The following is a 12,786-nucleotide window of genomic DNA, read 5'->3' as shown; positions in this document are numbered from 1 at the left end:
CACGTTTTCGTCGCGGAGGTCACGTCATGACGGTTGCAGATCAACTGGCCCGAAGCAGGCAGATCGCGGACAAGGTGTCCCGCGTGTTTCAGAAGCGCGCGGAAACGGCGCAGCAGCAATTCAGCGAACGCGCGCGCGATGCGGGCGTGCGCCTCTTCGGCAACGGCGGCGCGGATCGTTTCAGCGATGCGGGCGCAGGCGGCGGCCAGTTCAACGGCTATGCCTATGCGGTCGATATCATGCAGCGCTCCGTGCTCTTCTGGGACACGCTGCGTCAGCGCGGCAACAACTTCATCGAGCAGACGAGGCGCGGGCTCGAACCCGTGCTGCATTTCGCGCATGAAATGCTGATCGACGGGCGCACGTTCGCGCGGCCCGTCAACTATGCGCTATTGCGCATCGTGCCGCCCGAAGGCGTCGTCATCGATCCGCTCAAGCGGCCGTATCTCATCATCGATCCGCGCGCGGGGCACGGTCCCGGCATCGGCGGTTTCAAGGACGATTCGCAAGTGGGCGTCGCGTTGCGCGCGGGTCATCCGGTGTACTTCGTCACGTTCTTCCGCGACCCGCAGCCGGGTCAGACGCTGCTCGATGTCTGCGCAGCCGAGCAGCAGTTCGTGAAGCACGTGCGCGAGCTGCATCCCGACAGCGCGAAGCCCGCGATCGTCGGCAATTGCCAGGGCGGCTGGGCCGCGATGATGCTCGCAAGCTCGCAGCCGGACGACACCGGGCCGCTCGTCATCAACGGCGCGCCGATGTCGTACTGGAGCGGCGCGTGGAGCGAAGGCGAGGGCGACAACCCGATGCGCTATTCGGGCGGCATGCTGGGCGGCACGTGGCTCGCCTCGCTGACGGCCGATCTCGGCAACGGCAAGTTCGACGGCGCGTATCTCGTCGAGAACTTCGAGAACCTGAACCCCGCGAACAGCCTGTGGGACAAGTACTACAAGCTGTTCGACAACATCGACAGCGAGCCGCCGCGCTTTCTCGACTTCGAACGCTGGTGGGGCGGCTATTACCTGATGAACCGCGAAGAGATCGAATGGATCACGCGCAATCTTTTCGTCGGCAACACGCTGTGGTCGGGCGAAACGCGCGGCCTGTCGGGCGCATCGTTCGATCTGCGCGCGATCAAGTCGCCGATCGTTCTGTTCGCGTCGATGGGCGACAACATCACGCCGCCGCAACAGGCCTTCAACTGGGTCGCGGATATCTACGGCAGCACCGACGAGATCAAGTCGCGCGGGCAGGTGATCGTCGGGCTGATGCACGAGAACATCGGGCATCTGGGCATCTTCGTGAGCGGCAAGGTCGCGGAAGGAGTACACGCAGATCGCATCGGTGCTGGAGGCGATCGAATCGTTTCCGCCGGGGCTCTATGGCATGGAGATCGCCGAGCGCAAGGGCGCGGATGGCAAGACGGAGTACGAGTGAGCTTCCACGAACGCCGTCTCGAAGAAGTGACCGCGCGCTTCAATCGTTTCGAGCGCGCCGACGAACTGCCGTTCAACGCGGTGAAACAGGTATCGGACTTCAATCAGCGTGCGTATGAGTTGTTCGCGCAGCCGTTCGTGCAGGCGATGGCGAACGACACGAGCGCGGCCATGCTGCGCGCGTTTCATCCGTTGCGCGCGCAACGCTGGATGTTCTCCGATCTGAACCCGTGGCTCGCGTGGCTCGGCCCCGCGGCCGATGCGGTCAAGGCTGCACGCAAGCCCGATACCGAACGCGATGTGCTGCGCCGCGCGGAGCATTGCGGCTCCGACATGATCAGCGCGAGCCTCGACTTCTATCGCGCGATGCGCGATGCGACGACCGAAGCGATGTTCTTCTCCGTGTACGGCAACATGTTCTCGGTGCATCAGGCGCAGGAGCATCAGGCGCCCGAGCAACCGGCCGATCCGCGCGAACTGCCTTTCGTGCAGGAAGCGCTGGCATCGATCGCGCATGGCGGCTATGCGGAAGCGGTCGCGCGCGTTGCATGTCTGCTGGTTCGTCACGACGAGCCGCTGCCGCTCGCGCGCATGGTGCTGCGTCAGGAACTGATCGCCGACTACGCGGACTATCTGCCGCAGATGCCGCGCGATGAATGGCGGCGTATCCGCGGCGAGCAGGAGATCGTCGTGCGCTACGAGCCGGAGCAGGCGCTTTCGACCTTGCCCGATCTGCTCGAGGACAACGAGGACCGCAAGAAGCTCCTCACGCTCATGGACAAGCTGCGCGACGATAGCCGTCTGCAAGGCTACGAGCCGACCGCCGCGCAGCACGACATGCTCGCCCGCGTCCGCGCGGCGCTGCCCCTCAAACCCGCGCGTGCGCCGCGACGTTCCGCACCCGCGCACTGACGCGCCGGTAGCGCATCTCACGTTCTCGCACGTTCTCACGTTCTCACGGGAGGCGAAATGGAACACACGCACGAGAAGTACGACAAGCTCATCGAGATATGCCGGACACTGCCGCCGATCGCGACCGCCGTCGCGCATCCGTGCGACCGGACATCGCTGGAAAGCGCGGTGAAGGCGAACGAGATGGGCCTGATCGCGCCGCATCTCGTCGGGCCGCGCGAGCGCATTCGTGAGGTCGCCGAGGAATGCGGGCTCAATATCGCGGGCCTGCCGATCGTCGATGCGCCGCACAGTCACGCGGCCGCGGCCAAGGCGGTGGAGCTGGTGCGCGAAGCGAAGGCCGAAGCGCTCATGAAAGGCAGCCTTCACACCGACGAACTGATGGCCGCGGTCGTCAAGCGCGACGGCGGCCTGCGCACCGCGCGGCGCGTGTCGCACTGCTTCATCATGGACGTGCCCCGGCACGAGAACGTGCTCATCATCAGCGACGCGGCCATCAATATCGCGCCGACGCTCGCCGATAAAGTCGACATCGTGCAGAACGCAATCGAACTCGGTCATGCGCTGGGCTTCGAAGAGGTGCGCGTCGCGATTCTCTCCGCGATGGAAACGGTGAACCCGAACGTGCCGTCTACGCTGGAAGCCGCCGCGCTCTGCAAGATGGTGGATCGCCATCAGATCACGGGCGCGCTCGTCGACGGGCCGCTCGCGCTCGACAACGCGATCGATCTCGAAGCGGCGCAGACGAAGAAGATCGATTCGCCCGTCGCGGGCCGCGCGAACGTGCTGATCGTGCCGGATCTCGAAGCGGGCAACATGCTCGCGAAAAGCCTGTCCTTTCTCGCCGGCGCGGACGCGGCGGGCATCGTGCTCGGCGCGCGCGTGCCGATCATTCTGACGAGCCGCGCTGATTCGCTGCAATCGCGGCTCGCGTCGTGCGCGATTGCCGTGCTCTTCGCGTCGAAGCGGCGCGAACAATCGCAAGTGAAGGGGTGAGCAATGGCCGATGTGATCCTGGTTCTCAACGCGGGTTCATCGAGCATCAAGTTCAGCGCATTCGATGTGAAAGACGACGAACTCGAACTCGTCACGCGCGGGCAGGTGGAAGGGCTTTTCAGCTCGCCGCATTTCGTCGCGTTCGATTCGAAGGGCGAGAAGACCGGCGAGAATAAATGGGGCGACGGCCAAAAGCTCGAGCACGCCGATGCGATCGCGTATCTCGGCGCTTTCTTGCGCGGACATGGCGCGGGGCATCGTCTGATCGGCGTGGGGCATCGCGTCGTGCATGGCGGTGCGCAGTTCACGAAGCCGGTGCTGACGAGCCCCGAAGTGCTCGACGAACTCGAGAAACTCACGCCGCTCGCGCCGCTGCATCAACCGCATAATCTGAAGCCGATACGCATCGTCGCCGAGCGCAATCCGGATCTGCCGCAGGTCGCCTGTTTCGATACGGCGTTTCACGCGACACAGGCGCCGCTCGCGCAGGCGTTCGCGCTGCCCGAATCGATCACCAAGAACGGCGTGCGGCGATACGGCTTTCATGGCCTGTCGTATGAGTACATCGCGAGCGCGCTGCCGGATATCGCACCCGATGCCGCGCGCGGGCGCACCGTCGTCGCGCATCTGGGCAACGGCGCGAGCCTGTGCGCGATCCATGCGGGCAAGAGTATTGCAAGCACGATGGGCTTCACCGCCGTCGACGGCCTCATGATGGGCACGCGTTGCGGCAATCTCGATCCGGGCGTGATCCTCTATATGCTCGACGAGCTCGGCATGAACGCGCGCGAGATCGAAGACCTGCTGTATCGTGGCTCGGGATTGCTCGGCGTATCTGGCGTATCGGGCGACATGCGCGCGCTGCTCGCGAGCGACGACGAACGCGCGCGCTTCGCCATCGATCTTTACGTGTATCGCATCGGCCGCGAGATCGGCTCGATGAGCGCCGCGCTGCAAGGGCTCGATGCCATCGTGTTCACGGCGGGCATCGGCGAACATTCGAAGGAGATACGTCAGCGCGTGTGCGAGCAGGCGGCGTGGTGGGGCATCGAGCTCGACAGGAAGGCCAACGAAAGCGGTGGCCCGCGCATTAGCACGGCGTCGGGCAAGGTGAGCGCGTGGGTGATTCCGACCAACGAGGAATTAATGATCGCGCGTCATACGTTCGCGCTGATCGATGACAAGCGCGAAGGAGCATCGACATGATGGAGCATGTTCCGGCGCCCGTGCTGAAGGGCGCGAAGGCGCTCGTCACCGGCATCGCCAACGAGCATTCGATCGCCTATGGCTGCGCGAAGGCGTTCCGCGAGCTGGGCGCGGATCTCGCCATCACCTATGCCGACGACAAGGCGCGGCCATACGTCGAGCCGGTTGCAGAAGCGCTCGAAGCGCGCATCTTCATGCCGCTGAACGCATCGCGTCAGGATGAGCTCGACGCCGTGTTCGAGCGCATCGGCAGCGAGTGGGGCGAGCTCGATATCCTCGTGCATTCGATCGCGTGGGCGCCGAAGGACGACCTGCAAGGCGGCCTTTTGAACTGCTCTGCCGACGGCTTCGCGAAGGCGATGGACATCTCCTGTCATTCGTTCGTGCGCATGGCGCGGCTCGCGGCGCCGCTCATGAAAAACGGCGGCACGATGTTCACGATGAGCTATCACGGCGCGAACAAGGTCGTCGCCAATTACAACGTGATGGGCCCGGTGAAGGCGGCGCTCGAGGCATGCGCGCGCTATCTCGCCTACGAGCTCGGGCCGCAGGGCATCCGCGTGCATGCGATCTCGCCGGGGCCGCTCAAGACGCGCGCCGCATCGGGGCTCAAGGACTTCGATCTGCTGTTGACGGAAGCCGCGCAGCGCGCGCCACTCGGCGAGCTGGTCGACATCATGGACGTCGGGTTCACCTGCGCCTTTCTGGCGACGCCTTACGCGCGCCGTCTGTCGGGGGAAACGCTGTACGTGGATGGCGGCGTGCACATCATGGGATGACCATGTTCAACTGGCTCTTCAAACGCGACGAGAGCGCCACGCGCGACGACGTTCGGCAGGCGCTCGGGCGCATCGTTTCGGTCGCGCCGCAGGTGCGCCTCGCGAACCGGTACGAGTCGCGCCTTGCGCCTGTCATCGCAAAGACGATCGATCATGTGCGCGCGCTGGTCGCTGCGCTGCCCGCGCCGCGCGATGCGACGCCCGGCGCATGGTCGGACGATCCGTATCTGCGTGCGAAGTTCGCGACACCCGACGACATCGCGCGCGTGATCGGCGAGTCACACGACGTGCGCGGCTGGTTCGATGAGCACATTGCCGCGGACTACGCGTTCGCGGTGCTGGGCGCGACGTTCGTCGAGCGGCAGGTGCTCGTTGCGGCGCTCGAAGGCGGCGCGATGCGCTCGGATGTCGCGCGCACGGCGGTCGGCTTCGACGACAAGCGCATGCGCTTTTGCAACGAGACCGACGACGCGCTCAGGCACGATCTCGTGCAGCGGATCGTCGAGCAGTTCGCCCTGGAAGCGATGTCGCGCGTCGCGGAAAAGGAAGCGCGGCGCGATGCGTTGCAGGAATACCGCGCGCTGCTGACCGCGCGCATGCAGATGCTCGGAAGACGCGGCGCGGGCATGAGCAGCCTGATCGCATCGGCGGATCTCGGCGGCGACGCTACGCGGCTGCAGCGCGATTTCGAAGAGAATGAGGCCAGGCTTTCGGCGCTCGGCTCGCTCGCCGATTCCATCGAGACGCAGCTTCAGACGATCGTCGAATTGCTCGATGAGCCGGCGAAACTGATTTCCGTCACCGAGCGCACGCTGTGCCTGAATCATATGAACCTGCTGATGGAAACGCGCTGCGAGGAGCCGCATGCCGATATCGCGATCCATCTCGCGCATCTTCCGACGCAGCCGCCGCAGACGCGCGCTGTGGAGATCGTGAGGGTCGCGCGGAGGGATGTGCCGGTTGGAGGGGCGAGGTTTGAAGAGGCGGAGCGGTTGGTGTTGTAGGGGATACAACACCATGCGATTGGCGGCCCACTCGATCAAGGACTATCGACACGATTGCGCGAGCGCACCCGCAGCCGTGAAACGATCTTGAGTAAGGCAAGCAAGGCGACCAGCACGCCGAACCAGCACATCAGAAGCAACGCCAGAAGATATAGCGCTTCTATATCATCCGGCTCGCGTATAAATGGCACGAAGTGGTCTCGGAACCAATAGACTGCATCGACTAGCCACCCGAGGTTTCCGGGCGCGATCAGCACATCGTTGATCCAATGCGCGAGAAAGAAACCACCGAAGTAAGCGATCACGAATATCGCCACGGCGAGCGCGGTGCATCGCATTACTTTTTTCATCGCACTTGCACCGTGCCATACGCTTTGAGTGTGCTTCCCGGAACCGGCATGAGTGGCGGGCCATTTCGAATATACCGCTGCAACCGCTCGAAGCCCGCTTTATCCGTCACTGTGATGCATCCTTTACTCACGCGGCCCGGTCCTTCCGGGTGCAAACGAAACGCTTCGCGCCTTACACCGTCGATCATGGTGTAGTCCCCGGTGCGCGGATTCCATAGCATGAACCATTTCGTCCGATCGGTGGTGCCGTAGCCGTGCCTGCTCCAGAGGTCGTGCGCCCACCCCATCATTCCGCCCGACTGGCGATCCACGATGAAGTACGTGCCTTTCGGAAGTGGGCCGATGGTGGGCACAGCAACGGCATCGGGATTATCCCGACCTCGATTTTGCCCGGAGTACGCTTCGAGATCACCGAAGCCAGAGCACGATAACGTCGACGTTGTACGCCTGTTGAGCAAGAACGTGCAATTTACCGGCATGTCATACCGCCTCTTCACGCGCGGCGCTCAGCGCATCCGAGACTTTCAAGTTGCCATCATGGAAATGCCATGAAATCGTCTCATAGAACAATTCAACGCTTTCCATGTGATTGAAAAGTGCACAGCTTGCATCCTTGATGTTTGGCATGAGTGCCATGATCGAGCCGATCTTGACGTTCTCGAGATGCACTGTGTAATACGCTTCTTCCTTGCCCGCATGATTGATTCGATAGAAAACCGCATCGGCAGATTGCAGCGTTCGCGAATCACGCAGCGTCTGATGCAGCAACGGCGTCGATGAATCGATTTCTTTCTGAATCGTGATCGGCGTGTGTGTCCGTTGTCCCGTAACTTTTCCCGTTACCGGATCGATAGGCACGCTGAAGCAATGCGATAGCGCGATCACTTCGACGCTCCCTTCTCGACCCTGCACGGTAGAAGAGCCTCGAAGATCGCGGCCTTGATCGTCTTTCAGATAAAGGTGAACCGGCATGACCATTTTGTTATCCCTCGGTAAAAGCAAGCGCCAACACGGGCATGCTTAACGCTATCGCTTACGCGTTGGGACGTGTGTGGATTTTGGTCAAAGGAGGGCCGCGACGATTGTCAATCGGCAGTGGTCAACAGAATGATAAAGAGTGCAAAACAAGAGCATGCAGGCCGTCATTCGAAAGAGCGATAACGGCTAAAACCCCCCACGCCCCATCGCCGCCGCGATCTCCTTGCTCACGCCCGCAAGCGCACGACTATGCGCAGCAACGAGCGCATCATAGTCGGCCCCGCCGACCGACTCGCGCACCTTCGATCGCCCGCTTATCACGTTCTCGTCACCAAACCGTCGCACGGTCCATAACGCATCGATCACCACCGCATCGCCGGGAACGGATTCGAACTGCTGGATATCGACGCGCACGCGCCACGCGTCCGGATCGGCGATCGCGCGCGATGCGGGCGCCACGCGATCGGAGCCGAGCAAGATGGAAAGATCCGCAGCGATCGCATCCGCGATGCTGCTCTTGAGCGGCTCGCCCCAGCGCGCGTATTCATTGAGCGACACTTCGTTGTTCGTGTTGCGCGTGACGATCTGCGGCCGATCGACGAGATCGGGCACCGTCACCGGCCCGACGATCACGAGCCGCGTGCTCGGGCGCGCGGTCGTCGCGGTGAGCGTCGGATCGACGCTCAACCGATAGAAGCTCGCGCGCGGCGACGCGCATCCGGCGAGCAACACGAAGAGAAAGAGAACGAGAGCGGGCCGCATCACTTCTTGTCCTCCGGCTTGCCGCGCAGCAACGCTTCCGGATGCTGCTGCAGATAATCCGCGAGACTGCGGAACGATACGGCGGTGCGCGTCAGTTCACGGATCGCTTCGGCCGTGTCCTGCTGCAAGCCCGAATCCGGCATCAGCGTCGAATGCGCGGCATCGAGCGCGGCGCGCGCGGCGGCAAGCGTCGTCGCGGCTTGCGGCACGACTTGCGTGTTGAGACCCTGCATCAGCGCGGTCGTGCTGTTGAGCGTCTGCCGCGCGCTCGCGGTCAGCTCCTCGATCGGCAGCTTGTCGATGCGCGTCATGATGCGGTTGACCGAATCCTGCAACGAGTCGAGACCGCTCGGCGTCGTCGGCATTTCGGGCGGCGTGCTGGTCCAGTCCATGCTCGCCTTCTTCGCGTTGGGGAAGAAATCGAGCGACACGTAGAGCTGCCCCGTCAGCAGGCTGCCCGTGCGCAATTGCCCGCGCAAGCCGCGCGAGACCAGAAAGTCCGCGAGCGCCTTCGGATCTCTCACCATGCGCCCGCCCTTCGGCTCGCTCGCGAAGCGCGACGTGAAGCGCTCCGGATAAAGCTTGATCTCGACGGGAATGCTGATTTTCCTGGTGACCGGATCGAAGCGCGTATAGATCGCCGATACTTCGCCGATCTGGATGCCGCGAAACTCGACCGGCGCGCCGACCGCCAGCCCGCGCACCGAGCCCTGGAAGTTGAACATGTACGTTTCGACGATGCGCTCCTGCACGCGCAGCGCTTCGGCGCGCGTCGGGAACAGCTTGAAGGTCGTGTCGGACGGCGCCTCGGCCCAGCTGAGCGACACCGCAGGCGTCTCGAACGCGAGCCCGCCGATCAGGATCGACACGAGCGATTGCGTGTTGACCTTGAGCCCGTCGGTGCCGAGCGTCACGTCGATGCCGCCCGCCTGCCAGAAGCGCGAATCGGCGTTCACGTAGCGGTCGTAGGGCGCGTTGACGAAGACGTGCAGCGTCACGCCGCTGCCGTCCTTGTCGAGTTCGAACGACGTCACCTGGCCCACCTGCAGGCGGCGGAAATAGACCGGCGTGCCGACATCGACGGAACCGAGATCGACCGCCTTCAGCACGAACTGGCGGCCGGGCACGTCGCTCGCGAAGACCGGCGGCGTTTCGAGCCCGACATAATCGCGCCGCGTCTCTTTCGTGCGGCCGATATCCATGCCGATATACGCGCCCGACAGCAGCGTGCTGATGCCCGACACCGAGCCGCCCGCCACGCGCGGGCGCACGACCCAGAAGCGCGTGTCGTCGACGAGCATGTTGGTCGCGTCGCGCGTCAGCTCCGCCGTCGCGATCACGCGCTTGTAATCCTTCGAGAGCGCCACGGTCTTCACGAGACCGATATCGACGTCCTTGAACTTGATCTTCGTCTTGCCCGCTTCGAGCCCTTCGCCGGACTTGAAGCTGATGGTGACGGTCGGTCCCGCCGAAAGCACGGCCTGCACCGCGAGCCAGATGCCGACCGCCACCGCGATGGCCGGCACGACCCAGACCCACGGAATGCGCCAGCGCTTCTTCGGCACGACTTCGGCGTCGGGCGTGTTTTCGGGCGTGCTCATCGCGATCCTTCTCGAGGTGTCGGCGCATCCCAGATGAGGCGCGGATCGAAGGACATCGCCGCGAACATCGTCAGCACGACGACGGCCCCGAATGCGATCGATGCGGGCCCGGCTTCGATCGTCGCCATCGCGCTGAACTGCACGAGCGCGACGAGCACGGCGATCACGTAGATATCGAGCATCGACCAGCGTCCCACCAGCTCGACGATGCGGTAGATGCGCGTGCGCTGCGTGCTCTGCTGCGTCATGTGCAGATTCGTGGTGGCGGCGAGATAGCCGATCGCGAGGATCTTGAGCATCGGCACGGCAATGCTCGCGATGAACACGATGATCGCGAGCGGCCACGAACCCGAATGCCACAGGTACGCGACGCCGCTCATGATCGTGTCCTTCTGCGCGCCGAAGAGCGAGCTCGTGTTCATCACGGGCAACAGGTTCGCCGGGACGTAGAGAATCGCCGCCGAAATCAGATACGCCCACGTGCGCGACAGGCTCGCGGGCTTGCGCAGATGCAGGCGCGCGCCGCAGCGCGGGCAGTGCAGATGGCCATCCTCCGCGATGCCGCGCGTGCTCAGGCCGCAGTCGTGGCACACGCAGATGCCGCTCTCCGCCGCCGTGGGCCCGGCAAGCGGGGTGTCGGCGGGCATGCCGGGCGGCGCTTTCTCGATGCGCATCCACATCGCGCGCTCGTCGAAGGCGGAGGTCGCCGCGACGAGCAGCAGCATCAGCGCGGCGAGCGACCACAGCGCCGGCCCCGTCACCACCGACGCGATATGCGCGAGCTTCACGACCGCCACGAGCAGGCCGAGCATCAGCACTTCGGTCATGCCCCAGTTGCGCGCGACGCGCAACACGCGGAACACCGCGTCGGCGCGCCACGGCGTGCGGTTCAGCCGCAGCGGCAGGAGCAGCCACACCATGCCGAGCGCCTGGAGCGCGGGCATCAGGATCGTCGTGATGAAGATGAGCGCTGCGAGCGGCCACATGCCGTCGCGATACAGCACGCGCACCGCGCCGATGAGCGTCGTCTCGACGACATCGCCGTTGACCGCGAGGCCGACGATCGGAAACGCGTTCGAGATCACCCACAGCGCGCAGGCCGCGAGTGCAAAGGCGAGCGCGCGGTCGAAGCCGCGCGAGCGCCGCCGGTAGAGGACGGCATGGCACCGGCAGCAGCGCAGCGCCCCGCCGGGCGGCACGTCGCTTTCGCGCTGCATCAGATCGCATTCGTGACACGCGATCAGCGCGCGCGCCTCGCGTTCGCCCGCCTGGGATTCGCCCGCTCTCGGTGCCGGCGTGTTCATTGCACCGCCTGCGGGGGTGGCTGCGCGGTCTTCGCGGCGTCGCTCGTTTGCGTCGTCATCTTGTCGGCGGTGACGACCCAGCCGCCGCCCATCACCTTGTACAGCGTGACGAAGGAAGCGAGCGCGGCAGCCTGCGTCTGCGTCTGCGAAAGTTGCGCGTTGAAGAGGCTGCGCTCGGCGTCGAGCACTTCGATATAGCTCGTGTAGCCGCCTTCGTAGCGCGCCCGCGCCATGCGCGAATACGTGGAGAGGGCGACGACCTGGCGGCCCTGCGTCTCGAGTTGCTCGTGCAGCTTTTGCGACGCGATGAGCGCATCGTCGACTTCCTGGAACGCGACCTGTATCGCCTTCTGATACGTGAGCAGCGCCTGCTGCTGTTGCGCTTCGGCCGACTGCACCTGACCGGAAATGTTGCCCGCCGTGAAGATCGGCTGCGTGACCTGGCCCGCGAACGACCACACGCGCGCCGGTCCCGTGAACAGCGACGAGAACGCCGTGCTCGCGGTGCCGAACAGGCCCGTCAGTGAAATCTGCGGGAAGTAGAGCGCCCGCGCGGCGCCGATCAGCGCGTTCGCCGCGACCAGATCCTGTTCCGCCTGCAACAGATCGGGCCGGCGCTCCAGCAGATCGGAAGGCAGGCCCGCCGGAATCACGGGCGTCGCGAGCTGGCCGAGCGGTCGGCCGCGCACGATCGGCCCCGGATTCGCGCCGAGCAGGATCGACAGCGCGTCTTCCTGCTGCGCGAGCTGCGTTTCGAGCTGCGGAATCGTCGCGAGGGAGGCTTCGTATTCGGACTGGCTTTGCGCAAGCTCCATCTGCGAGACTTCGCCGCCTTCGAAGCGCAGCGTGAACACATGCACCGATTCGGCGCGGCTCTCGGTCGTCGCCTTGGCGATATCGAGCTGCTTGTCGAGGCTGAGCAGATTCAGATACGACGACGCCACCGACGCCACCAGCGACAGCACCGTCGCGCGCCGTCCTTCCTCGCTCGACAGCAGGTTCGCGCGCGCGGCCTCGGTGAGGCGCCGGTTGCGGCCGAAGACATCGATTTCCCACGCCGCCGAGACGGACAGCTCGACGCTGTTGTAGACCGGCCCGAAGCCGTTCGACAGCACCTGCGGCGTGCGCTGACGCGCCGCCTGCGCGCCCGCCGAGATCTGCGGAAAGAGCGCGGAACGCGTCGTCACGAACTGGCCCATGAACTGCTCGACGCGCGCCGCCGCGATCTTCACGTCCTTGTTGTTCGCGAGGGCGGTGGCGATCAGCTCGTCGAGCACCGGGTCCTGGAACTGCTTCCACCATTCGGTGTTGGCGGTATCGGCGACATCGGCCACGGCGAAGCGATACGTCGCCGGCGTCTCGACCGGCTGCCGCGAATAGTTCGGGCCGAGCAGGCAGCCGCCGAGCGACAGCGTGGCGGCCATGCCCGCGAAAGTGTGAATGAGCCGGGCGCGCCGCATG

12 protein-coding genes are annotated in these 12,786 nt (G+C 64.6%); 5 read left to right on the top strand and 7 right to left on the bottom strand.

The annotated features are described in order from the left end of the window. The first annotated feature begins 26 nt into the window (after positions 1–26). Genes AWB74_RS07245 through AWB74_RS07225 form a run of 5 tightly spaced genes read left to right on the top strand, consistent with a single transcriptional unit; the run spans position 27 to position 6,330 of the window. Positions 27–2,345 carry a DUF3141 domain-containing protein gene (locus tag AWB74_RS07245; protein ID WP_087038877.1) on the top strand — a complete coding sequence of 773 codons (2,319 nt, stop codon included), beginning with the start codon at positions 27–29 and terminating at the stop codon, positions 2,343–2,345. Between the two features lie 57 nt (positions 2,346–2,402). Continuing rightward, entirely contained in the window at positions 2,403–3,341 is a 939-nt protein-coding gene (locus AWB74_RS07240) for a phosphate acetyltransferase (RefSeq protein WP_061146095.1), read from the top strand. Between the two features lie 3 nt (positions 3,342–3,344). Further along, positions 3,345–4,547, top strand: a complete 1,203-nt coding sequence (locus AWB74_RS07235) for an acetate/propionate family kinase (RefSeq protein ID WP_061146094.1) — start codon at positions 3,345–3,347, stop codon at positions 4,545–4,547. Then, entirely contained in the window at positions 4,544–5,326 is a 783-nt protein-coding gene (gene fabI, locus AWB74_RS07230) for an enoyl-ACP reductase FabI (protein ID WP_061146093.1), read from the top strand. Before AWB74_RS07235 ends, fabI begins: the two co-directional genes overlap by 4 nt. Further along, a complete protein-coding gene (locus AWB74_RS07225; protein WP_061146092.1) occupies positions 5,323–6,330 on the top strand; it encodes a hypothetical protein in 1,008 nt (335 codons plus the stop codon). Before fabI ends, AWB74_RS07225 begins: the two co-directional genes overlap by 4 nt. Positions 6,331–6,365: 35 nt before the next feature. Here AWB74_RS07225 and AWB74_RS07220 read toward each other — a convergent pair whose 3' ends face one another. From AWB74_RS07220 to AWB74_RS07190, 7 genes are all read right to left on the bottom strand, one after another. Beyond that, the gene (locus AWB74_RS07220) at positions 6,366–6,680 is read right to left on the bottom strand and encodes a hypothetical protein (protein WP_143749152.1); all 315 of its coding nucleotides are present in this window, start codon (positions 6,678–6,680) and stop codon (positions 6,366–6,368) included. Next, on the bottom strand, positions 6,677–7,159 hold the full coding sequence (locus AWB74_RS07215) for a DUF2778 domain-containing protein (RefSeq protein ID WP_061146090.1): 483 nt from the start codon (positions 7,157–7,159) through the stop codon (positions 6,677–6,679). The genes AWB74_RS07220 and AWB74_RS07215 overlap by 4 nt, the downstream gene beginning before the upstream one ends. Before the next feature lies 1 nt (position 7,160). Next, on the bottom strand, positions 7,161–7,658 hold the full coding sequence (gene tssD, locus AWB74_RS07210; protein WP_061146089.1) for a type VI secretion system tube protein TssD: 498 nt from the start codon (positions 7,656–7,658) through the stop codon (positions 7,161–7,163). A gap of 186 nt (positions 7,659–7,844) precedes the next feature. Then, positions 7,845–8,420: a PqiC family protein gene (locus AWB74_RS07205; RefSeq protein WP_061146088.1), complete on the bottom strand. Its 576-nt coding sequence runs from the start codon at positions 8,418–8,420 to the stop codon at positions 7,845–7,847. After that, entirely contained in the window at positions 8,420–10,021 is a 1,602-nt protein-coding gene (locus AWB74_RS07200; protein ID WP_061146087.1) for a PqiB family protein, read from the bottom strand. Before AWB74_RS07200 ends, AWB74_RS07205 begins: the two co-directional genes overlap by 1 nt. Then, positions 10,018–11,325 (bottom strand): paraquat-inducible protein A, encoded by a 1,308-nt coding sequence (locus AWB74_RS07195; RefSeq protein WP_061146086.1) that lies wholly within the window; start codon positions 11,323–11,325, stop codon positions 10,018–10,020. The genes AWB74_RS07200 and AWB74_RS07195 overlap by 4 nt, the downstream gene beginning before the upstream one ends. Beyond that, positions 11,322–12,785 carry an efflux transporter outer membrane subunit gene (locus AWB74_RS07190; protein ID WP_061146085.1) on the bottom strand — a complete coding sequence of 488 codons (1,464 nt, stop codon included), beginning with the start codon at positions 12,783–12,785 and terminating at the stop codon, positions 11,322–11,324. The genes AWB74_RS07195 and AWB74_RS07190 overlap by 4 nt, the downstream gene beginning before the upstream one ends. Position 12,786 lies beyond the last annotated feature (1 nt).

Source organism: Caballeronia arvi, from assembly GCF_001544695.2.
Lineage (GTDB): Bacteria > Pseudomonadota > Gammaproteobacteria > Burkholderiales > Burkholderiaceae > Caballeronia > Caballeronia arvi.
This window is presented reverse-complemented; position numbering and strand designations above follow the sequence as displayed.

What these genes read in the sequence shown, in the direction of transcription:
- AWB74_RS07245 (WP_087038877.1), top strand. Translation starts at nt 27, where the DNA reads ATGACGGTTGCAGATCAACTGGCCCGAAGCAGGCAGATCGCGGACAAG.
- AWB74_RS07240 (WP_061146095.1), top strand. Translation starts at nt 2,403, where the DNA reads ATGGAACACACGCACGAGAAGTACGACAAGCTCATCGAGATATGCCGG.
- AWB74_RS07235 (WP_061146094.1), top strand. Translation starts at nt 3,345, where the DNA reads ATGGCCGATGTGATCCTGGTTCTCAACGCGGGTTCATCGAGCATCAAG.
- fabI (WP_061146093.1), top strand. Translation starts at nt 4,544, where the DNA reads ATGATGGAGCATGTTCCGGCGCCCGTGCTGAAGGGCGCGAAGGCGCTC.
- AWB74_RS07225 (WP_061146092.1), top strand. Translation starts at nt 5,323, where the DNA reads ATGACCATGTTCAACTGGCTCTTCAAACGCGACGAGAGCGCCACGCGC.
- AWB74_RS07220 (WP_143749152.1), bottom strand. Translation starts at nt 6,680, where the DNA reads ATGAAAAAAGTAATGCGATGCACCGCGCTCGCCGTGGCGATATTCGTG.
- AWB74_RS07215 (WP_061146090.1), bottom strand. Translation starts at nt 7,159, where the DNA reads ATGCCGGTAAATTGCACGTTCTTGCTCAACAGGCGTACAACGTCGACG.
- tssD (WP_061146089.1), bottom strand. Translation starts at nt 7,658, where the DNA reads ATGGTCATGCCGGTTCACCTTTATCTGAAAGACGATCAAGGCCGCGAT.
- AWB74_RS07205 (WP_061146088.1), bottom strand. Translation starts at nt 8,420, where the DNA reads ATGCGGCCCGCTCTCGTTCTCTTTCTCTTCGTGTTGCTCGCCGGATGC.
- AWB74_RS07200 (WP_061146087.1), bottom strand. Translation starts at nt 10,021, where the DNA reads ATGAGCACGCCCGAAAACACGCCCGACGCCGAAGTCGTGCCGAAGAAG.
- AWB74_RS07195 (WP_061146086.1), bottom strand. Translation starts at nt 11,325, where the DNA reads ATGAACACGCCGGCACCGAGAGCGGGCGAATCCCAGGCGGGCGAACGC.
- AWB74_RS07190 (WP_061146085.1), bottom strand. Translation starts at nt 12,785, where the DNA reads ATGCGGCGCGCCCGGCTCATTCACACTTTCGCGGGCATGGCCGCCACG.